This window comes from [Mycobacterium] fortunisiensis, assembly GCF_019050325.1.
Lineage (GTDB): Bacteria > Actinomycetota > Actinomycetes > Mycobacteriales > Mycobacteriaceae > Mycobacterium > Mycobacterium fortunisiensis.
In genome coordinates, this window is sequence record NZ_VOMB01000020.1 from 198190 (window position 1) to 220085 (window position 21896).

General features: G+C 68.9%; 21 protein-coding genes and 1 pseudogene. 8 read left to right on the top strand and 14 right to left on the bottom strand.

Features of this window, described 5'->3' with window-relative positions; genetic code table 11:
- Positions 1-49: 49 nt before the first annotated feature.
- The 4 genes from FR943_RS16945 to FR943_RS16960 all read left to right on the top strand — a co-directional run bounded on the left by FR943_RS16945 (position 50) and on the right by FR943_RS16960 (position 4081).
- The gene (locus FR943_RS16945) at positions 50-658 is read left to right on the top strand and encodes a GNAT family N-acetyltransferase (RefSeq protein WP_217159259.1); all 609 of its coding nucleotides are present in this window, start codon (positions 50-52) and stop codon (positions 656-658) included.
- Between the two features lie 11 nt (positions 659-669).
- Complete coding sequence (locus tag FR943_RS16950) at positions 670-1386, top strand: LppM family (lipo)protein (RefSeq protein WP_217159261.1); 717 nt, start codon at positions 670-672, stop codon at positions 1384-1386.
- Between the two features lie 86 nt (positions 1387-1472).
- Positions 1473-2561 carry a bifunctional (2E,6E)-farnesyl/geranyl diphosphate synthase gene (gene idsA2 / locus FR943_RS16955; protein WP_217159262.1) on the top strand — a complete coding sequence of 363 codons (1089 nt, stop codon included), beginning with the start codon at positions 1473-1475 and terminating at the stop codon, positions 2559-2561.
- Positions 2562-2566: 5 nt separating this feature from the next.
- Positions 2567-4081 (top strand): alpha-(1->6)-mannopyranosyltransferase A, encoded by a 1515-nt coding sequence (locus FR943_RS16960; protein WP_217159264.1) that lies wholly within the window; start codon positions 2567-2569, stop codon positions 4079-4081.
- On the opposite strand, the gene FR943_RS16965 is transcribed toward FR943_RS16960, so the two are convergent.
- Positions 4070-4474: an Rv2175c family DNA-binding protein gene (locus FR943_RS16965; RefSeq protein WP_217159266.1), complete on the bottom strand. Its 405-nt coding sequence runs from the start codon at positions 4472-4474 to the stop codon at positions 4070-4072. The genes FR943_RS16960 and FR943_RS16965 overlap by 12 nt on opposite strands.
- Positions 4475-4510: 36 nt before the next feature.
- Between FR943_RS16965 and FR943_RS16970 the strand changes: the two genes are divergently transcribed.
- The gene (locus FR943_RS16970; RefSeq protein WP_217159268.1) at positions 4511-5776 is read left to right on the top strand and encodes a protein kinase domain-containing protein; all 1266 of its coding nucleotides are present in this window, start codon (positions 4511-4513) and stop codon (positions 5774-5776) included.
- Between the two features lie 10 nt (positions 5777-5786).
- On the opposite strand, the gene FR943_RS16975 is transcribed toward FR943_RS16970, so the two are convergent.
- From FR943_RS16975 to FR943_RS16985, 3 genes are read right to left on the bottom strand one after another with little or no spacing between them, the layout of a single operon-like run.
- Positions 5787-7184 (bottom strand): class II 3-deoxy-7-phosphoheptulonate synthase, encoded by a 1398-nt coding sequence (locus tag FR943_RS16975; protein ID WP_217159271.1) that lies wholly within the window; start codon positions 7182-7184, stop codon positions 5787-5789.
- A 34-nt stretch (positions 7185-7218) separates the two neighbouring features.
- Entirely contained in the window at positions 7219-7737 is a 519-nt protein-coding gene (locus tag FR943_RS16980) for a polyadenylate-specific 3'-exoribonuclease AS (protein WP_217159273.1), read from the bottom strand.
- The gene (locus tag FR943_RS16985) at positions 7737-8603 is read right to left on the bottom strand and encodes a hypothetical protein (RefSeq protein ID WP_217159276.1); all 867 of its coding nucleotides are present in this window, start codon (positions 8601-8603) and stop codon (positions 7737-7739) included. Before FR943_RS16985 ends, FR943_RS16980 begins: the two co-directional genes overlap by 1 nt.
- Positions 8604-8684: 81 nt before the next feature.
- On the opposite strand from FR943_RS16985, the gene FR943_RS16990 reads away from it, so the two are divergent.
- On the top strand, positions 8685-9992 hold the full coding sequence (locus FR943_RS16990; RefSeq protein ID WP_217159279.1) for a glycosyltransferase 87 family protein: 1308 nt from the start codon (positions 8685-8687) through the stop codon (positions 9990-9992).
- Here the strand turns inward: FR943_RS16990 and FR943_RS16995 are convergent.
- The 5 genes from FR943_RS16995 to FR943_RS17015 form a co-directional block, all read right to left on the bottom strand.
- The gene (locus FR943_RS16995; RefSeq protein WP_217159281.1) at positions 9989-10732 is read right to left on the bottom strand and encodes a lysophospholipid acyltransferase family protein; all 744 of its coding nucleotides are present in this window, start codon (positions 10730-10732) and stop codon (positions 9989-9991) included. The two genes, FR943_RS16990 and FR943_RS16995, sit on opposite strands and share 4 nt — an antisense overlap.
- 117 nt (positions 10733-10849) lie before the next feature.
- Positions 10850-11242: a hypothetical protein gene (locus FR943_RS17000; protein WP_217159283.1), complete on the bottom strand. Its 393-nt coding sequence runs from the start codon at positions 11240-11242 to the stop codon at positions 10850-10852.
- Positions 11239-12513: an ArsA family ATPase gene (locus FR943_RS17005; RefSeq protein ID WP_217159285.1), complete on the bottom strand. Its 1275-nt coding sequence runs from the start codon at positions 12511-12513 to the stop codon at positions 11239-11241. Before FR943_RS17005 ends, FR943_RS17000 begins: the two co-directional genes overlap by 4 nt.
- Positions 12510-12947, bottom strand: coding sequence for an SRPBCC family protein (locus FR943_RS17010; RefSeq protein WP_217159286.1), 438 nt, complete (start codon positions 12945-12947; stop codon positions 12510-12512). Before FR943_RS17010 ends, FR943_RS17005 begins: the two co-directional genes overlap by 4 nt.
- 89 nt (positions 12948-13036) lie before the next feature.
- Positions 13037-13426, bottom strand: a complete 390-nt coding sequence (locus FR943_RS17015) for a polyketide cyclase / dehydrase and lipid transport (protein WP_217159288.1) — start codon at positions 13424-13426, stop codon at positions 13037-13039.
- A 95-nt stretch (positions 13427-13521) separates the two neighbouring features.
- Between FR943_RS17015 and FR943_RS17020 the strand changes: the two genes are divergently transcribed.
- Positions 13522-15321 (top strand): AMP-dependent synthetase/ligase, encoded by a 1800-nt coding sequence (locus FR943_RS17020; protein WP_217159290.1) that lies wholly within the window; start codon positions 13522-13524, stop codon positions 15319-15321.
- 7 nt (positions 15322-15328) lie between these two features.
- Here FR943_RS17020 and pimB read toward each other — a convergent pair whose 3' ends face one another.
- From pimB to FR943_RS17040, 4 genes are all read right to left on the bottom strand, one after another.
- On the bottom strand, positions 15329-16471 hold the full coding sequence (gene pimB, locus FR943_RS17025; protein WP_217159291.1) for a glycosyltransferase family 4 protein: 1143 nt from the start codon (positions 16469-16471) through the stop codon (positions 15329-15331).
- 9 nt (positions 16472-16480) lie between these two features.
- On the bottom strand, positions 16481-17392 hold the full coding sequence (locus FR943_RS17030) for a peptidase (RefSeq protein WP_217159293.1): 912 nt from the start codon (positions 17390-17392) through the stop codon (positions 16481-16483).
- Positions 17361-18497 (bottom strand): peptidoglycan hydrolase RipC, encoded by a 1137-nt coding sequence (gene ripC, locus FR943_RS17035; protein ID WP_217159294.1) that lies wholly within the window; start codon positions 18495-18497, stop codon positions 17361-17363. Before ripC ends, FR943_RS17030 begins: the two co-directional genes overlap by 32 nt.
- Positions 18498-18649: 152 nt before the next feature.
- Entirely contained in the window at positions 18650-18907 is a 258-nt protein-coding gene (locus FR943_RS17040; RefSeq protein ID WP_372448179.1) for a hypothetical protein, read from the bottom strand.
- A 123-nt stretch (positions 18908-19030) separates the two neighbouring features.
- On the opposite strand from FR943_RS17040, the pseudogene FR943_RS17045 reads away from it, so the two are divergent.
- Positions 19031-20848 (top strand): annotated as a pseudogene (locus FR943_RS17045) (DEDD exonuclease domain-containing protein); the annotation flags it as partial.
- Here the strand turns inward: FR943_RS17045 and trpD are convergent.
- Positions 20786-21811, bottom strand: coding sequence for an anthranilate phosphoribosyltransferase (gene trpD / locus FR943_RS17050; RefSeq protein WP_308170597.1), 1026 nt, complete (start codon positions 21809-21811; stop codon positions 20786-20788). The pseudogene FR943_RS17045 and the gene trpD overlap by 63 nt on opposite strands.
- Positions 21812-21896: the final 85 nt, after the last annotated feature.

Here is a 21896-nt window from a genome sequence, read left to right on the forward strand (position 1 = left end):
CGACAGACTCGAGCTCGACAGACAGCGGGCGGGGCGAAAGGCGACGGCATTGGCGACGTATCTCATCGATCTGTCGCCGGACGACATGAAGCGCCGGCTGCCCGACGCGTTGCGCGTCTACGTCGACGCCATGCGCTACCCGCGCGGAACCGAGGAACAGCGGGCCGCACTGTGGCTGGAGCACACCCGCCGAGCCGGCTGGAAATGCGTGGCCGCCGTCGCGCTCGACCTCGACGAGGATCCCGACGGCGGCGTCCCGGCCACAACCGATCTGCTCGACGCCGAGCTGCGCGGAATCGCCTACGGCTACCGCGGCGCGCCCGATCAATGGTGGCAACAACAGGTCATCTCAGGTCTGCAGCGCAACGGCACCGACCCCGGCCGCATCGCCGAGTTGATGGTCAGCTACTTCGAGCTCACCGAACTCCACATCGCTCCCCGCGCCCAGGGGCACGGCCTCGGCGAGGCCCTGACCAGGCGGCTGTTGGCCGGCCGCGACGAATCCCACGTGCTGTTGTCCACCCCGGAGATCAACGGAGAGGCCAACCGGGCCTGGCGGCTGTACCGGCGGCTCGGCTTCGGCGACGTGATCCGCGACTACCACTTCGCCGGCGACCCCCGGCCGTTCGCCATCCTCGGTCGCCCCCTGCCGTTGTGAGATCTGGCACGATGACCAGCGTGCACGTCCGAGTACCCAGCCGCCTTCCCAAACGCAGTAGCCGGACCCGACTGCTCACGCTGGTGATGTTGCTGTTGATCCTGCCCATGGCGGTGGGGTGCGTCCGGGTCCGCACCTCGATCACGGTGTCACCCGACGACCGGGTGTCCGGCCAGATCATCGCCGCGGCAAAGCCACGCGACGCCGACGACAGAGGCCCGCAGCTGCTCAACAACCTCCCGTTCGCCACCAAGGTGGCGGTCTCGGAGTACAGCCGCGACGACTACGTCGGCTCCCAGGCGGTGTTCTCCGACCTGTCCTTCGCCGAGGTACCCCAGCTCGCCAGCATGAGCCGAGACGCCGCCGGCGTCGACATCTCGCTGCGGCGCGCGGGTGACCTGGTGATCCTGGAGGGCCGGGTCGATCTCACCTCGCTGAACGATCCGCAGGCCGATGTGCTGTTCACCGTGTCCTTCCCCGGCGAGGTCACCTCGACGAACGGCTCCCAGGTGAGCTCGTCGATCGTGGAATGGAAACTCCGGCCGGGCATCGTCACCACGATGAACGCCCAGGCCCGCTACACCGATCCCAGCGCCCGCTCCTTCACCACCGCGAGCATCTGGCTGATCGTCGGCGCTTTCCTGGTCGCCGGTGTGATCGGGGCACTGGCCTGGATGAGCCGCGACACCACACCCAAGCCCGGTGAGCCGGTCGCCGGCGGCGAATGATCCGCGCGGTACAAACCGCATCGCACGCTCTACGCTGAATGCACCCACCGGACACCGTTGACCACAGAAAGGGGCGGGCGCTGAGCGTGCAAACATCGGCTCCGTCAACCGTCGAGCTGGCCCGGGCCGTCACCGATCAATTGCGCGACTACCTGCGTGAGCGGCGCCGTGATTCGGAGTACATCGGCACCGACTACGCCGAGATGACCGAGGCCCTCGAAGAGTTCGTGATGCGCGGTGGCAAACGTATGCGCCCGGCCTTCGCCTACTGGGGCTGGCGCGCGGTGATCGATCCGGCCGACCGGCCCGCCGACCCCGCAGTGCTGCGGTTGTTCGCCGCCCTGGAGTTGCTGCAGGCCTGTGCGCTGGTGCACGACGACGTCATCGACGATTCGGCCACCCGCCGTGGCCTGCCCACCGTGCACCGACTCTTCGCGCAGCGGCACCGCGAGCGCAACTGGCACGGCTCCTCGGAGCAGTTCGGCCTGTCGGCCGCGATCCTGGCCGGCGACCTGGCGCTGGCCTGGGCCGACGACATCGTGGCGGCGGCCGACATCCCGGCGGACGCGCAGCAGCGGGTCCAGCAGGTCTGGCGGCACATCCGCACCGAAGTGCTCGGCGGCCAGTACCTCGACATCGTGGCCGAATCCAGCGGCGCCGAATCGGTGGCCTCGGCGATGAACGTCAACACCTACAAGACGGCGTCTTACACCGTGGCCCGGCCGCTGCAGCTGGGCGCCGCCGCAGCCGCCGACCGCCCCGATGTCCAGCAGATCTTCCACCAGGTCGGCAACGACCTGGGGGTGGCCTTCCAACTTCGCGACGACGTGCTCGGCGTGTTCGGCGACCCGGCGGTGACCGGCAAGCCCTCCGGCGATGACCTCCGTTCCGGCAAACGCACGGTGCTGCTGGCCGAGGCGCTGGAGCTGGCCGACAAGTCCGACCCGGCGGCGGCCGAGCTGCTGCGCACGTCGGTGGGCACCGAGCTCTCCGATGCCCAGGTGAGCCAGCTGTGCGCGGCCATCGAGTCGGTCGGAGCGCTGGCCGCGGTCGAGGAACACATCGAGTTGCTGACCCACCGTGCCCTGGACACCGTCGCAGCGGCACCGATTCACCAGCAAGCCAAGACCGGCCTGGCCGAGATCGCCCATTTCGCGGCGAACCGGTCAGCGTGACGACCATGCCGACCGAAGCCCCGGGCACCGGGGTGGCCCAACACATCTCACGACTGGCCGCGTTCGCGGTGTCGGCCGAGGCCCGTCCGGCACGTCTGGGCTGCCTGGGCGCAGCGCTGCTCACGATCGGCGGGCTCGGCGCGGGCAGCACCAGGCTGCACGATCCGGTCCTGGAGTCGTTGCACCTGTCCTGGTTGCGATTCGGGCACGGACTGGTGCTGTCCTCGATCCTGCTGTGGGGCGGGATCGCGGCCATGCTCATCGCCTGGCTGTGGCTGGGCCGGCGGGTGATCGACGGTACCGCCACCGAATACACCATGGTGGCCACCACCGGGTTCTGGCTGGCGCCCCTGCTGCTCAGCGTTCCACTGTTCAGTCGCGACACCTACTCGTACCTGGCCCAGGGGGCACTGCTGCGCGACGGCTTCGACCCTTACGTGGTGGGGCCGGTCGAGAATCCGAACATCCTGCTGGACAACGTGAGTCCGATCTGGACGACGACCACCGCGCCCTACGGTCCGGCATTCATCATGGTGGCCAAGTTCGTCACGATGCTGGTGGGTGACGACGTGGTGGCCGGCACCATGCTGCTGCGGCTGTGCATGCTGCCGGGGCTGGTGCTGCTGATCTGGGCGACGCGCCGCGTGGCACAGCACATCGGCGCCAACGGGGCCACCGCGCTGTGGGTCTGCGTGCTCAACCCGCTGGTGATCATCCACCTGATGGGCGGCGTGCACAACGAGATGTTGATGGTCGGGCTGATGATGGCCGGTATCGCGCTGACCTTGCAGCGACGCCCCATCTGGGGCGTCGGCCTGATCGCCATGGCGGTGGCCGTGAAAGCCACCGCGGGCCTTGCTCTTCCGTTCATGGTGTGGGTATGGATGCGCCAACTGCGCGACCGCCACGATTACCCCCCGGTACGGGCGTTCCTGTCGGCGAGCGCGGCCTCCGTGGCGATTTTCGCCGCGGTGTTCGCGGTGATGTCCTGGCTGGCCGGGGTCGGGCTGGGCTGGCTGTCCGCCCTGGCGGCCGGCAACGTGAAGATCATCAACTGGCTGACCGTCCCGACGGCCGCGGCCAACCTGATCAACGCGCTCGGCGGCCTCGTCCTGCCGGTCAACTTCTATGCGGTGCTCGCGGTGACGCGCATCATCGGACTGGCCATCATCGCGATCTCACTCCCCTTGCTGTGGTGGCGCTTCCGCCACACCGACCGCGAGATCCTGACCGGCATCGCGCTGGCCATGATGGTGGTGGTGTTGTTCGTGCCGGCCGCGCTGCCCTGGTACTACACCTGGCCACTGGCGGTGGCGGCCGCCCTGATCCAGACCCGGCCGGCCATCGCCGCGGTGGCCGGGGCCTGCACCTGGATCATGGTGATGTGGAAACCCGATGGGGCACACGGCATGTACTCGTGGACGCATGTCCTGCTGACCACGGCCTGCGCGGTGGTGGCCTGGTACTCGCTGTACCGGGCGGCCGAACCGGCGCCGCAAGAGCAGCCGTCAGTAAGCTAGCGCCTGCGCACGGCGCAGCACCTCACGGGCCTGATGCGAATGCAATGCATCCACCGGGCGGGCGTTGGACTTGCGCTCGGTGCTGCCGTCGGTGGTGATCGTCAGCGACTCGTCCGGGGTGAACAACCACCGCACGATGTCGGTGTCGCGATAGCCGCCGTCCCGCAACACGACCAGCAGGCCGGGCAGTGGCTTGACCACGTGGCCGGCGTCGTCGAAAAAGATCTTCGGCACCACCAGCACCCGGTTGCGGCGCACGGCGATCAGATGCCCGTCGCGCAACTGTTGGTGCACCTTGGTCACCGGGATGCCGAGCAAGTCCGACACCGCCGGTAGGTCATAGACGGCCTCGTCGGGATCCAGTACGTCCTCGGCCGCCGGAATGCTGCTCACCGCATCGATTCTAGGCCCACGCGCCAAACTCGTAACATGTGTGCGGTGGAGCAGCAATCGGATCCACTCGTCGGCACGATGCTCGACGGGCGCTACCGCGTGGACATGCCCATCGCCACCGGTGGCATGTCCACGGTCTATCGGGGACTCGACGTCCGCCTGGACCGGCCCGTCGCGCTGAAGGTGATGGACTCCCGCTACAGCGGTGACCACCACTTCCTGACCCGCTTCGGCCGCGAGGCCAAAGCGGTGGCCCGGTTGAAGGACCCGGGATTGGTGGCGGTCTACGACCAGGGCGGCGGCGGCTCCGGGCCAAACCCCGCCCAGCCGCCGTTTCTGGTCATGGAGCTGATCGAGGGTGGCACGCTGCGCGAACTGCTGACCGAACGCGGTCCGATGCCCCCGCATGCGGCCGCCGCGGTGCTGGCGCCGGTGCTCGGCGGCCTCGCGGTGGCCCACCGCGCCGGGTTGGTCCACCGCGACATCAAGCCCGAGAACGTGCTGATCTCCGACGACGGCGAGGTGAAGATCGCCGACTTCGGCCTGGTGCGCGCCGTCGCCGAAGCCAAGATCACCTCGACCAGCGTGATCCTGGGCACCGCCGCCTACCTGTCCCCCGAGCAGGTCAGCACCGGCGACGCCGACCCGCGCAGCGACGTGTACGCCGTCGGCATCCTCACCTACGAACTGCTCACCGGGGCGACGCCGTTCACCGGGGATTCCGCGCTCACGGTCGCCTACCAGCGCATGGATCACGACGTTCCGGCGCCGAGCGCGGTGATCGCCGGGGTGCCAACGCAATTCGACCAGTTCGTCCGGCGGGCCACCGCACGTGATCCCGGCAAGCGCTTCGTCGACGCCGAGGACATGCGGACCGCCCTGGAACAGATCGTCGACGATCTCGGCCTGCCCGCGTTCCGAGTGCCCGCACCGCAGCTGTCCGCCCAGCATCTGGCCGCCACCCGGGTCCACGAACTCGACGGATCCGAAGCGCCCGGGCCGGGGTCCACCACGGTCGTGCCGGCCCCGCCGCCGGCACCGCCGACAGGGCCGCCGGCACCGCGGCAGCCGACCCGCGAGATCACCCGCGACCAGCACGACTGGGCGCCGATCCCGGCTGGAGCCGATGAATACTCTTACGGCGCACGACAATTCGCCGGCATCGAGATGAGCGAGTTCTACTGGGCCCGCCAGCGCGCGCAACGGGCACTGGCGTTCTGGGTGATCGCCGTGCTGACCCTGACCGGCCTGGTGGCCGCCGCGGCATGGACGCTGGGCAGCAACGTCGCCGCGCTGTGGTGACCGGCGACCGTCAGCCGCGCAGCATCTCGGCGACCAGGAACGCCAACTCCAGGCTCTGCTGGGTGTTGAGCCGCGGATCGCACGCGGTCTCGTAGCGACCGGCCAGATCCGAATCCGAGATGTCCTGCGCGCCACCGAGACACTCGGTGACGTTCTCACCGGTGATCTCGACGTGGATCCCACCCGGGTACGTCCCCAACGCGCGGTGCACCTCGAAGAAGCCCTGCACCTCGTCGACGATGCGGTCGAAGTGGCGGGTCTTGTAGCCGGTCGAGGCCTCGTGGGTGTTGCCGTGCATCGGGTCGCACTGCCAGATCACCTGGTGACCGGTCGCCTGGACCTTCTCGATGATCGGCGGCAAGAGATCGCGCACCTTGTTGTTGCCCATCCGGGTCACCAGGGTCAGGCGTCCGGGCTCGTTCTTCGGATCGAGCCGCTCGACGTATTCGACCGCCAGCTCCGGCGTCGTCGTCGGGCCGAGCTTGACCCCGATCGGGTTGGCGATCACCTCGGCGAGCGCCACGTGCGCCCCGTCGAGCTGACGCGTGCGTTCCCCGATCCACAGGTAGTGGGCGGACTGGTCGTACAACTGCCGAGGCCCGTCCGGATTCTCGGCCGGATCTGCCAGCCGCAGCATGGCCCGCTCGTAGTCGATCACCAGCGCCTCGTGGCTGGCGAAGATCTCGGCGGTCTGCAGATTACGGTCGGCCACCCCGCAGGCGGACATGAACTTCAGGCCCCGGTCGATCTCCCCGGCCAGCGCCTCGTAGCGGGCCCCGGCCGGCGACGTCCGGACGAATTCACGGTTCCAGTTGTGCACCAGGTCCAGCGAGGCCAGGCCCGACGAGGTCAGCGCGCGGACCAGGTTCATCGCGGCGCTGGCATTGGCGTAGGCCCGGACCAGCCGCGACGGGTCGTGCTCGCGCACCGCGGCGTCCGGGGCGAAGCCGTTCACCATGTCGCCCCGGTAGGACTTCAAACCCAGCGCGTCGACATCGGCCGACCGCGGCTTCGCGTACTGGCCGGCGATCCGGGCCACCTTGACCACCGGCAGGCTGGCGCCGTAGGTCAGCACCACCGCCATCTGCAGCAGCGTCCGGATGTTGGCCCGGATGTGCGGCTCGGTGTTGTCGACGAACGTCTCGGCGCAGTCCCCACCCTGCAGCAGGAACGCCTTGCCCTGCGCCACATCGGCCAGCAGACCCTTGAGCTTCTCGATCTCCGACGGAACGGTGATCGGTGGCACGCTCTCCAACACCGTGCGCATGGCCTTGGCCGCGTCGGCATCCCAGCTGGGCTGCTGGACGGCCGGCTTGGCCAGGGCCGCATCGAGCCGCTGACGCAGCTCGTCGGTCAGCGGAGGCAGTGGCGGCAGCTGATCGATGGGGATGTCGACAGTCCAGTTCACCCGTTCATGGTAACCGCCCGTGAACTGCCGTTTTCTACGGCTGCGTCGGGCCGGTGTCCCGCCCCGGGGCGAGTCCCATGCCGGTCATCAGCGCAAACCGCTCCATATTGTGTCGCGCGTCGACCAGGGCGTCGTGCGCATCGGTGGGGCGGGCCGGCATCCGCGGTGATCCGCGGTCCTCCCAGAACTGGCGCAGCTCGCGGGTGAAGCGCGGCATCGCCGGTGGCAGATCGGTCATCGGCCCCCACAACTGGCACAGCACCACATGGTCGTAAGCGCCCACCCAGGCCCACAATTCGATCGGCTCGTCGCCGTCGACGTCGAAGAAATCCTCCAGCTCCGAGCGGATCTGCCGCCGTGAGCGCCACAGCTGCGACGACGGTGACGGCAGCTTGGGCAGCACGTGCTTGCGCACCCACCGGCCGGCCCGGTCCGGGTTGAACTCGGTCGAGATGGCGTAGTACTCGCGGCCGTCCTCGGCGACCACACCGATCGAAATCAGGTCGATGGTGCGCCCGTCGTCGATGAACTCGGTGTCGTAGAAGTAGCGCATCACGCAATCCGTTCTGGCCGGTCGGCCGAGGGTGCCGGGGCCGCGTGGATCTCCCGCTCCAACTGCGCGTCCACGGTGGCGTCATCGGGAAACTTCGGCATCCCGGTGATCGCATCCTGCAACCACAACTTGGCCTGCACCACGGGCCGGCGCAGCCAGCGCTCCCGCTCCAGCGCGCGGTGCATCTTGCGGGGGTGGGCGGTATAGCGCCAGCGCGCCCACGGCGCATGCGGCCGCGACAGCCGAACCGCCCCGACGAACAACAACGGGGTTATGAACATCCCTACCAATCCGGTCCACACCTTGCCTTTGAGCAGGACCACCACCGCCAGCAGCAGGGTCAGCACCGCGGCCACGACCACCACCGCCCGCATCGCCACCGACTGGTCCTCGCGCCAGATACCGATATCAAAGAATGACAGCGGATTGAAACCCAGGACCAACAACCCCGCCACCGCCACCGCGGCGAACACCGCATCCACCGAGGTGCGGCCGTCCTCGGCCCAGTACACATCCGACAGGTGCAGGATCAGCGCGAACTCGTCGAGAACCAGCGCCGCTCCGATGCCGAAGAACACCGCCGCCACGGTGAACTCGGGCACACCGCCGTTGACGGCGAGCGTCACCATCGTCACTCCCGACACCATCACCAGCACCACGCCGATCACCATGTGATGGATGTGCAGCGAGCCGCGGCCCAGGTTCCGGGGCTGCCACCACCTGGGCGGCCGCGAGCGCTCGGCGTTGCGACGGATGTAGCGCACCACGGTGCGGGTGACGAAAAACGTCAGGATGAACGCCACCAGACAACACACCAGGGGCAGGCGATCGCGGGTGAGGAAATCGAGGTGGACGCTCGCATGCACGCACAGAACTTACGCCGGAGGGCGCGCGTCGCGAGCGTGGATGCGGGCTCGAGGGGCTGCCACCGATAGTCTGTTGTGAACATGAGTAAGCGGCAGTCGCCCGGCTGGGTTGGTTTGGCTGGTTGGGCACCGACGATCGGGTGGCGCCTTTTTCAGTTGCTCACAGCGGCCGGATTGATCTGGGTCGGCTGGCGACTGCTCGGCCACGTGCCCTATCGCATCGACATCGACGTGTACCGGATGGGCGGCCGGGCCTGGCTGAACGACCAACCGCTGTACGCAGACGGCGCCATTTTCCACACCCAGGGCGGTCTGGACCTGCCGTTCACCTATCCCCCGCTCGCGGCGATCATGTTCGCCCCGTTCGCCTGGCTCTCGTTGCCCGCGGCCAGCGTCGCGATCACCGCCACCACGCTGCTGCTGCTCATCGTCTCGATGCACATCGTGCTGACCCGGCTCAACGTCTGGCCGCAGACCACGATCACCTCCGAACCGGCCTGGCTGCGCCGCTGCTGGCTGGCGGTCGCGCTGGTGGCTCCCGCGGTCATCTGGCTGGAGCCGATCCGATCGAACTTCGAGTTCGGCCAGATCAACGTCGTGTTGATGACGCTGGTGGTGGCCGACTGCGTGCCGCGCCGGACGCCGTGGCCCCGCGGCGTGCTGCTGGGGCTGGCCATCGCGCTCAAGCTGACACCCGCGGTGTTCGTGCTCTACTTCCTGTTGCGCCGCGACATGCGCGCGCTGCTGCAGACCGCCGCGGCCACCGTGGTGGCGACCCTGGCCGGATTCGTGCTGGCCTGGACCGACTCCGTCGAGTACTGGACCGAGACGGTGCGCAACACCGACCGGATCGGTACCGCCACCCTGAACACCAACCAGAACATCGCCGGGGCGCTGGCCCGGCTCGGCCTGGCCGAGGGGCCGCGGTTCGCGCTGTGGGTCGCGGTGTCCTTCGTGGTGCTGGCGCTGACGGTGTGGGCGGTGCGCCGCACCCTGCGCAGCGGGGCCGACGAGGCCCCGGTGCTCGCCCTGATCTGCGTGGCCATGTTCGGCCTCGTGGTGTCGCCGGTGTCGTGGTCGCACCACTGGGTGTGGTCCCTGCCCACCCTGCTGGTCACCGGCGTGCTCGCGTACCGGCTGCGCAACGTGTACCTGGCCGTGCTGACCGCGGCCGGCTTCGCGCTGATGGTCTGGACCCCCATCGCGCTGCTGACCCCGCACCACGAAACCGCCGCATCGGCGCTGCGCCAGTTGGCCGCCGATTCCTATGTGTGGTGGGCGCTCGCGGTCATCATCGTCACGGGTGCGACAGCGTTGTCGAGAACTGCCGTGGCCGCCGCCGCGCCGGCCACACCGCTGGTCGGGCTGCGCGGCAGCGAGGCGTCCTAACCGGCTGCCGCGTGCGGCAGCCGCGACGCCGGCTTGCCCGCCTCGATCGGCTGTCCGGTGTCCGTGGACGTGCTCTCCTTGATCGCCGCGGCGTAGATGTCGACGTACTCCTGCCCCGACAGATCCATCAGCTCGTACATCACCTCGTCGATCACAGCACGCTCGATGAAGCGGTTGCCGGCCAGGCCGTCGAACCGGCTGAAGTCCATCGGCTTGCCGAACCGCACCTCGACCCGGCCGAAGCGCAGTCCCTTCGACCCGGGCGGATTGACCACGTCGGTGCCGACCATGGCCACCGGGATCACCGGCACGCCGGTCTGCAGGGCCAGCCGGGCCAGGCCGGTCTTGCCCTTGTACAGCCGACCGTCGGGCGAGCGGGTGCCCTCGGGATACATGCCGAGCAGCTTGCCCTCACCCAGGATCCGGGTCGCGGTGGTCAGCGCGGCCTGCGCCGAATCGGCATCGGTGCGGTCGATCGGCACCTGACCGACCACGGTGTAGAACCACGCCAGGAACCGGCCCTTGATGCCGGTGCCGGTGAAGTACTCCTGCTTGGCCAGGAAAGTGATCCGGCGGCGGACCACCAACGGCAGGTAGAAGCTGTCCATCACCGCCAGGTGGTTACTGGCCAAAATCGCCGGGCCGTTGGTCGGAACATGTTCCAGCCCAGTGATTTTGGGCCGACCGAGAACGGCCAGCAACGGGCCCAACAGGATGTACTTGAACAGCCAATACCACATGGACCCTCCACCTTGGGCGCACCGCGCAATGCTCTGCGACAACTGTACCCAGGCCATGTTGTGGCTACCACAGCAAGTCCTGGATGCCCGCTGTGTCTCAGCGCCGTCTCAGCTTGCTCACTCTTCTACGGAGACCGGGATGTGCTGGTAGCGACCCGGACCTGGCGGCGGCGGGAAATCGTCGGGCGGCGGCTCGTCCGGCCCACCGTCGGGCGTCGGGCTATCTCCGCCGGAGCCGCCATCGGCTCCATCGTCCAGCAGGGCGCGGATCACCGTCAGCAGCGCAACACTGTGCTCGGCGATCACCCCCAGCAGCGGATGCTGTTCGCCGTTGACCAGCGCGGCCAGCGCGCACACCGGACACCACACCTGCTGACATTTACCGGTGCCGCCGTCGGCCGATGCTGCGAAGTTGGCCGCCGCCAACCGCACCGCCGGATCCAATCGGTCCAGGATGTCCTGCGCCAATTGCCGCAGCTCCGAACCCAACTCGGGATGGGACCCCGTCATGCCGGCCACACCTCCGGATTCGGACGAAAACGTACCGTCAGCTCGCTACCCCGCAATTGCGCATCCATCACGATGCACCGACGCAGCACGGAGGCCAACCGCACCCGGCGCCGCAGGCCTGCCGCACCGATGATCAAATCGTCGTCGACGCGGCCCAGCGTCAGGCCGGCCGAATCGATCTGCGGCAACTCTAGCCGCAATCGGTACACCGCTTCGAGTCCAGACCCGGACTCGCGGTCGACGATCGGGCGCAACGGACCCGGCGGCGGTGAACCGTCGCGTCGTCGCGCACTGTCGATCAACTCCCCCAACGCCTTGGGGCCGATCGGCTCCCCCGGCACGTGCGGCACCAGAACCAGCTGCACGTCACCGATCGCAGCATCCAGTTCGGCCAGCACACTGTCCTGTTCGGCAATCCGCTCGGTGTACCAATCGAAGGCCGGATGCGCCGGAAGGTTCTGATATTCAAACGAATCATCTTGAACCAGAATCTGATTCACGATGATCTCGGCGACCTCGACACCCATCAGAGCCAATGATCCCAGGGTCCGCGCAGTTTCGGCCGCCACCACCCGCTCGGGGGTGAGCACCAGATGGGCGCTCACCCGCGACCCGTCGGTGAGCAGACCGGCGAGGCCGCGGATACCGGCATCCATCCGTTCGATCAGGGCCACGATGGCGGTCGTGGCCGCATCGGGCGAGCTCGACAGCCGGCGGTGCCGCGGCCAGGCCCGCTCCAGGTACAGCCCGAAGGTCTCGGGCAGCGTCAGCATCCGCAACGCGTCGGCGGTCGAGGCACAGTCCACCACCACGTGATCCCAACAGCCGGAATCCGCGAGCTCACCGACCTCGTGCAGGCCCAGCACTTCCTGAATTCCGGGCAGCGCTGAAAGTTCTTCTGGAGCAACATCTCCCAGTTCAGAGTCGGGAAACCGCGCAGCCAGCGGACCGGCAGTCACCGCCCAGCGCATCCCCAACAGGGCCAGGGTGTCCAACGCCAGCGCATCCAGGGTGCCGCCGGCGTCGGCCTGGCCGGGCGCCAGGTCGGCCAGCACCCGGGTCGGAGTCCGCTGCCCGGTGGGCGTCAGGTTGATCCCCAAGACATCACCGGTGGAGTGCGCCTGATCCGTGGACACGATGAGTACCCGTTGCCCGGCCGCGGCGTCACGAACGGCGGTGGCGGTCGCCAGCGTGGACTTGCCCACCCCGCCTTTGCCGACGAACAGGCTGATCCTCGCGGGGGAGGCGCTCTCCCGTCCGGGCGAAGTCACTCAGCCTCGGCCCGTTTCTTGAGGTCCTTGAGCGCGGTGTCGGTAAGCCGCCGCTCGGCCTTGCGCTTGAGCAACCCGATCATCGGGATGATGAGATCGACCGACAACTCGTACGTCACCTCGGTACCGGATCCCTTGGGCGCCAAACGGTATGCGCCCTCCAGTGAACGCAACAGCGAACTCGACACCAGCGACCAGGTCACCGATCTGCGATCGGCCGGCCACACGTAGGCCAGCACCATGGTGTCCTTGAGCACCGCCGCGTCGAGTACCAGCCGGGCGGTCTTGGGATAGCCCTGCTCGTCGGCCTCCAGGACCTCGGCTTCCTTGTACTCGTTGACCCACTCGGGATACGCGGCGATATCGGCGATGACATCCATCACCGTCGCCGGGTCGGCATCGATGTAGATGGTCTGCGTCGTCTTGTCGGCCACCGCCACCCCCTTCTCCCCGCTCTGTGGGGTGCCCTTCTGGCTCTCGCCGAGAAATCTACCCTCCCCGCGGGCCTGCCCGGTGAGACCGGTCAGGCCAGCCGGGACACGCCGACCGGGCGGTCGGCCTCCAACCGCTGCTTGATCTCGAATGCCATCGCCTTCCCGGCTACCCGGCGCCGGTGGTTCATCGCGGCCAGGTCCATGTCGGCCAGTTGTCTGGCCGTGGCGCCGGACGGTTCGGCGTGCAGGAAGTAATGCAGCACCACACCGTCCATCACCGCTTCGAGCCACACTTCCATCGTCCCGGTCAACGCGCCGGTCACGGTCCAGCGCTGACCCTTGTCGGCGCGGTCCTCGACGAGCTTGAGCACCAGGTCGGGCCACCACCGGCGCCAACTGGCGGCATCGGCGACCGCGGCGCCCACGGCGACCGGATCTGCGCAGACGAACGTCTCGTCGGCGATCTGAATGCTGTTCATCGCGGACTAGCTTCACATATGCCTGCTCACCTGCCTACCGCGGCCGACTAGGCTGACCCGCAAAACCGGTATCACCAAGCCTGGAGGGCAAGATCGTGCGTGAGTTCAGCGTGCCCGCATCGTTCACCGTCGACGAGCACGACAACATCGTCAACCCGGTGTCTGCGCACGCCGCGGAAACCCCTGACCACGTCATCTTCCGCCGTCTGGTCGACGGCGCCTGGGTCGATGTGACCTGCGCCGAGGCTGCCGAACAGATCCGAGCCGTGGCGCTGGGCCTGATCGCCGAGGGAATCCAGCCCGGCGATCGGGTGGCGATCCTGTCGGCCACCCGCTACGAGTGGCCGATCATCGACTTCGCAATCCTGTCGATCGGAGCGGTGACCGTGCCGATCTACGAGACCTCCTCGGCCGAACAGGTGCGGTTCGTGCTGGAGAACTCCGGAGCGCAGATCATCTTCACCGAGACCGACGCCCACACCGAGACCGTCGAACAACTCCGCGGCAAGCTGCCCGAGCTGCGCCAGGTGCTGCCGATCGCCGGAGCCGGCACCCCGGCCCTGCAAGCGATGGCCGAGGCCGGCGCCGCGGTCGACCCCGCCGAGCTCGACAAGCGGTTGGCCGGAATCCGGTCGGCCGATCCGGCCACCCTGATCTACACCTCCGGGACCACCGGCCAGCCCAAGGGCTGCCAGCTGACCCATTCGAACCTGCTCTACGAGGTGCGGGGGGCCAAGGCGTGCTTCCCCTCCGAGCTGGCCGCCGGGGAACGGATGCTGGTGTTCCTGCCGCTGGCCCACGTGCTGGCCCGGGCCATCACCATCGCGGCCTTCACCAACAAGGTCACCTTGGGTTTCACCAGCGACATCAAGAACCTGGTCCCGACCTTCGCGGTGTTCAAGCCGACCCTGGTGGTCTCGGTGCCGCGCGTGTTCGAGAAGGTCTACAACACCGCCGAGCAGAACGCCCGCAACGACGGCAAGGGCAAGATCTTCGCGATCGCCGCCGACACGGCGATCGAGTGGAGCAAGGCCCAGGACACCCCGGGCGGCGCCGGGCTGCTGCTGCGGGCCAAGCACGCGGTGTTCGACAAGCTGGTCTACGGCAAGCTGCGGGCGGCCCTGGGCGGGGAATGCCGCGCGGCGATCTCCGGCGGTGCACCGCTGGGTGCGCGGCTGGGCCATTTCTACCGCGGTGTCGGGCTGAGCATCTACGAGGGCTACGGGCTCACCGAGACCAGCGCGGCGATCACCGTGAACCGGGTGGGCGAGCTGCGGGTCGGCTCGGTCGGCAAGCTGCTGCCCGGCAACAGCATGCGGCTGGCCGACGACAGCGAGCTGCTGGTCTCCGGCGGCGTGGTGTTCGGCGGCTACTGGAACAACGAGGCCGACACCGAGGCGGTGTTCAGCGACGGCTGGTTCCACACCGGCGACCTGGGGGCCATCGATGACGACGGCTTCCTGACGATCGTCGGCCGCAAGAAGGAAATCATCGTGACCGCCGGCGGTAAGAACGTGGCACCCGCCCTGCTGGAGGACCGGCTCCGGGCACACGCCCTGATCAGCCAGGCAATGGTGGTCGGCGACCAGAAGCCGTTCATCGCCGCGCTGATCACCATCGATCCGGAAGCCTTCCCGGGATGGAAGCAGCGCAACGGCAAGGACAGCGGCGCCTCGGTCGGCGACCTCGCCGAGGATCCGGACCTGCTGGCCGAGGTCGAGCTGGCGGTCAAGGACGCCAATCAGGCGGTGTCACATGCCGAGTCGATCCGCAAGGTCCGCATCCTGCCGGTCGATTTCACCGAGGACACCGGCGAGCTCACCCCGACCCTGAAGGTCAAGCGCAAGGTGGTGGCCGAGAAGTTCGCCACCGACATCGCGGCGCTGTACGGCTGAGCCCGGGTCAGCCCGTCAACAGCCCGGACAGCCGGGCGCCCTGCGACCGCCACTGCCAGTTGTCCACCGCCCAGTGCCGTCCCGCCGCCCCCATGGCGGCGCCCCGGGCCGGGTCGGCGAGCAGATCGGAAACGGCGGACGCGACGGCTCCGACATCAGTGCCGTCGACGATCGTGCCGGTCTGGCCGTCCCGCACCGTTTCGGGCGCCCCGCCGGAGGTTCCGGCGACGACCGGTACCCCGCAGGCCGAAGCCTCCAGGTAGACGATGCCCAGCCCCTCGACGTCCAGGCCCGCTCCCCGGGTGCGGCACGGCATGGCGAACACGTCGGCCATGGCGTGGTGCGCGGGAAGTTCGTCGCCGGGCACCGCGCCGGTGAAGACGACGTCAGCGGCCACACCATGGGTGTGCGCGAGGTGCTGCAAGGTCTGCAGGTACGGTCCGCCACCGACGATGGCCAGCACCGCCTCGGGCACACGCCGCCGGATGCTCGGCCAGGCGCGGATCAGCATGTCCTGGCCCTTGCGCGGCACCAATCTCGACAGGCAGACCACCACCGGTCGCTGCCCCAGGCCGTAGCGGGCCCGCAGCTCGGCCCGGGCCACCGGGTCCGGCACGAAACGGTCGGTGTCCACCCCGGGCGACAGTCGCTCCAGTGCGGCACGCGGGCCGAACGCCGAGGCGAACCTGCCGCGGGTGTAACGACTGACGAACGTCACGACGTCGGCGTCGTCGCCGATCCGGCGCAACGCGCCACGAGCCACCGGCAGCATCGACCAGCCGACCTCATGCCCGTGGGTGCTCGCGACGATGCGCCTGGCTCCGGCCCGCCGGGCCAGCGGACCCAGCAGAGCCAGCGGCGCGGCGGCTCCGAACCACACCGTCTCGATGTCGTGCTCGGCAATCAACCGCTGCATACGGTTCGCCACGGTCGGCTCGGGCAGCATCAGTGTGGTGGGGTGCCGCACCACACGGTATCCGGCTGCGGCGGCCCGGTCATCGAACTCCGGGGCGCCCTTCCATTTCGGTGCGTACACGGTGAGCTCGTGCGAACCGTCTCGCATCAATTCACCGACGAACGCTTCCAGATATGACTGGATGCCGCCACGGCGCGGTGGAAAATCGTTGGTGACCAACAAAACCCGCGTCATGGCGACAGGCTATCCGGTCAGCCAGTGCTGCCATCCGACCAGTACCGCGTCGAGGTCCGCACCCAGAGTCTGGCGCACCGCGGTGGCGACGTCGGAATGGTCGGGGCCGCAAGCCCGCTGATACAGCTCACGCAGTGTCGATGTCCCATGGGTGTCGGCGACGTAGCGGGTGAACCACCAGGCCCGGTCGTAGGCCAGCGACCGGGCCGCCCCGGGCGTGTCCAGGTCGGCATCGGCCGGCAACTGCGCCAGCGTCGCAGCCGAGGCCGGACCGGGTCGCGCCGCCGCCGGCCGGCCGACGAAGTCGGCGACGCCCTCGGTGAGCCAGCGGGGTGCATCGGGGGCGGTCTGGGCCCGGGCGGCGTAGTGAAAAAGCTCGTGACGCAGCACAATTCGCAGCGCCGCCGGGCTCATCTGGGCCGCCCCGGGGGCGAACATGATCCGCTGCGCGGTGGTGGTCGCGGCGATGTCGGCGGCCCCGCCGGCCAGCACCCGGAACTGCTGATCCGACCCGGCGACGGCGATCTCGATGTGCTGCGGCCAGTCCGGACCCCAGAACGCGTCGACCGCGGCGACCGCGTCAGGAAGTTCGGCACCCAGACGCTGCAGCAGGGCGGGGGCGTGTGGCCCTCCCAACGCGAGCAGAGCGGCGGAGCGCCCGTCGGGCAGCGGAATCGAGGTCACCGGGTCGGGTGGCGCGACGGGGCCCGGCGACGCGGCGGACGGCGGAGTCGGCGGCGGGACCCGGGGGGAAACCGGGGGCGGCGCGGCTTTCCACAACAACACCGTCGCCGCGACCATTTCCATCAGGAACACCGCGACCAGCAGCGCGCGGCGGCCGTTCAGCGGAGAAGTGCTGTCGACGGACTTCTCGGTACCGACGGAGTTCTCAGTACCGGCGAACGTTGTAGATCGGCGCATTGTTGACCGGAGCGACCCGCACCGGGGTGCCGTAGGTCGAGGCGTGCACCATCATCCCGTCACCGATGTAGATGCCGACGTGAGACGCATCCGAGTAGTAGGTCACCACGTCACCGGGCTGCATCGAATCTGTCGACACCGGCTGCCCGCCGCGGGCCATGGCCTGGCTGGAATGCGGCAGCGAGATCCCGGCGTGCTGGAACGACCACATCACCAGGCCCGAGCAGTCGAAGGAGCTGGGGCCGGCCGCACCCCAGGAGTAGGGCGACCCGATCCGGCTGAGCGCGGCCTGGATGACAGTGCCCGAGTGGCCACTGCCGGCATCCGGCAGCCCGGCCTCCGGCGGAGCGACGTCACCCGGCGGAATGCCGTTGGGCGGGTCAGCCAACACGTTGGGATCCTGCGCAGGTGGCAACGCCTCGGGTGCGGGTACCGGCGGCGTCGGCGGCAGGGCCGCCATCGCTTCACGCTGACCCGGCGTCAGCGCCTGGTACCGCGACTTGACGATCGCGATCTGCACCTGCAGTTGGCTTTGCTTGGATTGCAGGTCGGCGCGCACCGCGGCCGCCTGCTCGGCGGCGGTCTTGGCGTCGGCGGCCGATTTCGCCGACTCCCGTTCGGCGACGGCGGCCTTCTCGCCGACCGAACGGAAGTTCTGCATCTGCGTGGACATCTCCGTGGCCATCACCCGTTGCACGGCCAGTTGTTCGATCAACTGCTGCGGTGAGCCGGCCGTCAGGATGGCGTCCACGCCGGAGGTGCGCCCACCCATGTACTGGGCGGCAGCAATGTTGTTGACCGAGACCTGAAAAGTTGCCAGCTGCGACTTGGCGTTGTCCACGGCGGCGACGTCGTCAGCGTGCTTCTTTTCCGCAGCCTCTTGTGCGGCAAGCTTGTTGTTGAGGTCGAGCTGCGCAGAGTGCATCGCCTCGGTGGTCTGCTCGGCCTGGCGGGACAGCTCGTTGAGCTTTGCCAGCGCATCATCGGCGGGGTCGGCATGCGAAGTGGCGACGAGGAATCCCGACATCAAGACCAAACCGGCTATGGCACCTGCGATGGGTCGCTTGAAACGACTTGTGGGCCGGTGCGCGCGGTCGTGCCTCAAGTTTTCGTCCTCACAACTGGCGATGGCGAGCCGCCTCGAACTGCTCTTAGGTCTCAGATAGGTTACGAAACGGCATCGGGCTTGTCCAACGGAAGCTGCAAATCTAACAGCCCTTTCTGGATATTTTCCTGTGCACGGACGGATGCGTGTCGTCAGGCGACGCCGGATCTGCCGTCCCGGTGAATCGGCACCAGCCGCAGTCGCGGTGCCAAACCCACGTCAGCGAGCACTTCCAGGGCACGACGCTCGTCATCCAGCAAAGTTTCCGGGACTCCGAGCAACACACTGACAACACAGTCCTGACATCCAGGGCCGCGAACCGCGCAATCATCGCAGTCGATGGTCACGCAGCCGGGGCCGGACCGGCCGGCGTTGGGATCATCGGCATAGGACCACCGGTCCTGCCGCATTCCGCTCATCTTGACCGTCCTTTCGATCGGTGTTGCGGGCACGGTATCGGCGGGTACCGACAAGCGGGTACCGACAAGGAGCGCAGCACGCACTTGTCGGTGGCGGTGCATACCGTCACTGGCATGGGCCAGCGCACGACCGCCATCAGCGCGCAGCTGACGCTGGATCTCGATGGCGGCGAGACCGCCCTGGACTGTGTCTCCCTGGCCGACACCACCTTTGTGGTGGTGGACCTGGAGACCACCGGCGGTCGCGCCGCCGCGAGGTCACCGGGTGAGTATCACGACGCCATCACCGAGATCGGTGCGGTCAAGGTGCGCGGCGGCGAGGTACTCGGTGAGCTGGCCACCCTGATCGATCCGGGCCGGGCGATCCCTCCGCAGATCGTCGAGCTCACCGGGATCACCACGGCGATGGTGCACGACGCACCGAAGATCGACGCCGTCCTACCCGCTTTCCTCGAGTTCTCCCGCGGGGCGGTACTCGTCGCCCACAACGCGGGATTCGACGTCGGGTTTCTCCGGGCCGCGGCCCAGCGCGCACAGCTGGGCTGGCCGCGTCCGCCGGTGCTGTGCACGGTCAAGCTCGCCCGTCGGGTACTCACCCGGGAGGAGGCACCCAGCGTGAAACTGTCGGCGCTGGCCCGGCTGTTCGGCGCCGCCACCACACCCACCCACCGCGCCCTCGACGACGCCCGGGCCACCGTCGACGTGTTGCACGGGCTGATCGAGCGGGTCGGCAACCAGGGAATCCACACGTACGCCGACCTGAAGTCGTACCTGCCCGACGTCACCCCGGCCCAGCGCCGCAACCGGACGCTGGCCGACAAGCTGCCCAACCGCCCCGGCGTCTACCTGTTCCGCGGACCGTCGGACGAGGTGCTCTACGTCGGTACCGCGGTCGATCTGCGGCGGCGGGTGCGGCAGTACTTCACCGGTGCCGACCCGCGGGCCCGGATGAAGGAGATGGCCACGCTGGCCCGCGCCGTCGACCACGTGGAATGCGCCCACGATCTGGAGGCCGGGGTCCGGGAGTTGCGGCTGCTCGCCGCCCACGCCCCGCCGTACAACCGGCGTTCCAAAGCTCCCAAACGTGGCTGGTGGGTGGTGCTCACCGACGAGGCCTTTCCGCGTCTTTCCACAGTGCGAAACCCGGGACATCGCACAGCTTTCGGACCGTTCTCGGCCCGCTCCGACGCCGTGCAGTCGGCCGCCCTGCTGGCCCGGTTCACCGGGGTACGCACCTGTGCGGCCCGATTGGGCGCGTCCGCAGTACACCGCTGTCCCGAGGCCGAACTGTCCCCTTGCCCGGCCACCCAGCACATCGGCCCGCAGGAGTACGCCACCGCCGTCCGGCGCCTCACCGCGTTGATCGACGGCACCGACAGCGCGGCACTGCAGGCCGCACTGAACCACATCGGCGAGGTGGCCGCGGCCGGCCGGTACGAGACCGCCGCCCGGCTGCGTGATCACGCCGCGGTGGCGATCGAGGCGCTGTGGCGTTGTCAGCGGCTGCACGCCCTGGCCGAGCTGCCCGAACTCGTGGCCGCGCGGCCCGACGGCAGCGGCGGCTGGCATTTCGCGGTGGTCCGTCACGGCCAGCTGGCCGGCGCGGGCGCGGCCGCACGCGGGGTGCCGCCGATGCCGGTGGTCGACGCGATCTGCGCGGCCGCGCAGGTGATCCTGCCCAGCGCAGCACCATTGGGCGGCGCGCTGGTGGAGGAAACCGCGCTCATCGCCCGCTGGCTGGCCACACCCGGAGTGCGCATCGTGCGCACCGAGACGGGTTACGCGACACCGATCGGGTCGGCGGGCCGCTACGCGGAATGGGCAGCGACCGCCCGCTCGGCCCAGTTGGCCGCGGCCCAGCTGCAGAACTCAGAACTGCAGGCTGAACCGCACCCAACGCGCGAGCAGTTGTTCGGCCGCGCCCGAGTCGATGGCCTCGGTGGCCCGCGCCAGACCGGTTTCCCAGGCCGGCGCCCACTGAGCGTCGCTGGCTAGCCCGGCATGGGCGACCATCGCTCCGGCGGCGTTGAGCACCACCGCATCACGCACCGGCCCCTTGGCCCCGCCCAGCACGGCCCGCGCCTCGGCGGCGTTGGCGGTGGCATCGCCGCCGACCAGCTCGCTGATGTCGGCGCGTTTGAAGCCGAAGGCCGCCGGATCGAACTTCAACCGCTCCACGGTGCCGGCCTGCACCCGCCAGATGGTGCTCGTGGTCGTGGTGGTCAGCTCATCGAGCCCGTCGTCGCCGTGCACCACCAACACACTGGAACCGCGAGCGGCATACACCCCGGCCATCACCTCGGCCAGGTCGTCGAACGCACAGCCGATCAGCCCGGCCCGCGGCGAGGCCGGATTGGTCAGTGGTCCAAGCAGATTGAAGACCGTCGGGACCCCGATCTCCCGGCGCACCACCGAGGCGTGCCGGTAGGAGGGATGGAACTGCGGCGCGAAGGCGAACCCGATGCCGACCTCGGCGACGCTGCGGGCCACCTCTTCGGGCCCCAGATCGATGCGCACCCCCAGGGCTTCGAGGGTGTCGGCGCCGCCCGACAGCGAGGAGGCCGCCCGGTTGCCGTGCTTGATCACCGGAACCCCACATGCCGCCACCACGATCGCGGCCATGGTGGACAGGTTGACGGTGTTGGCCCCGTCACCACCGGTACCGACGATGTCCACGGTCGCCGTGCCGATCTTGTCGGTGGGCACCCGGCGGGCGTGCGACAGCATGATGTCGGCCAATTCCCCGACCTCGGCCGAGGTGGGCCGCTTCATCTTCATCGCCACCGCGAACCCGGCGATCTGCGCCGGGGTCGCCACCCCGGTCATGATCTGGTCCATCGCCCAGCCCGCGTAACCGCTGGGCAGGCTCTGCTCGGTGGTCAGCCGACCGAGGATGGCCGGCCACGACGGCCCCCCGCCCGATCGGGACGAGGAACCGGACGACGCCGGGGACTGCGGTGAAGATCCAAAAGCCACGGCC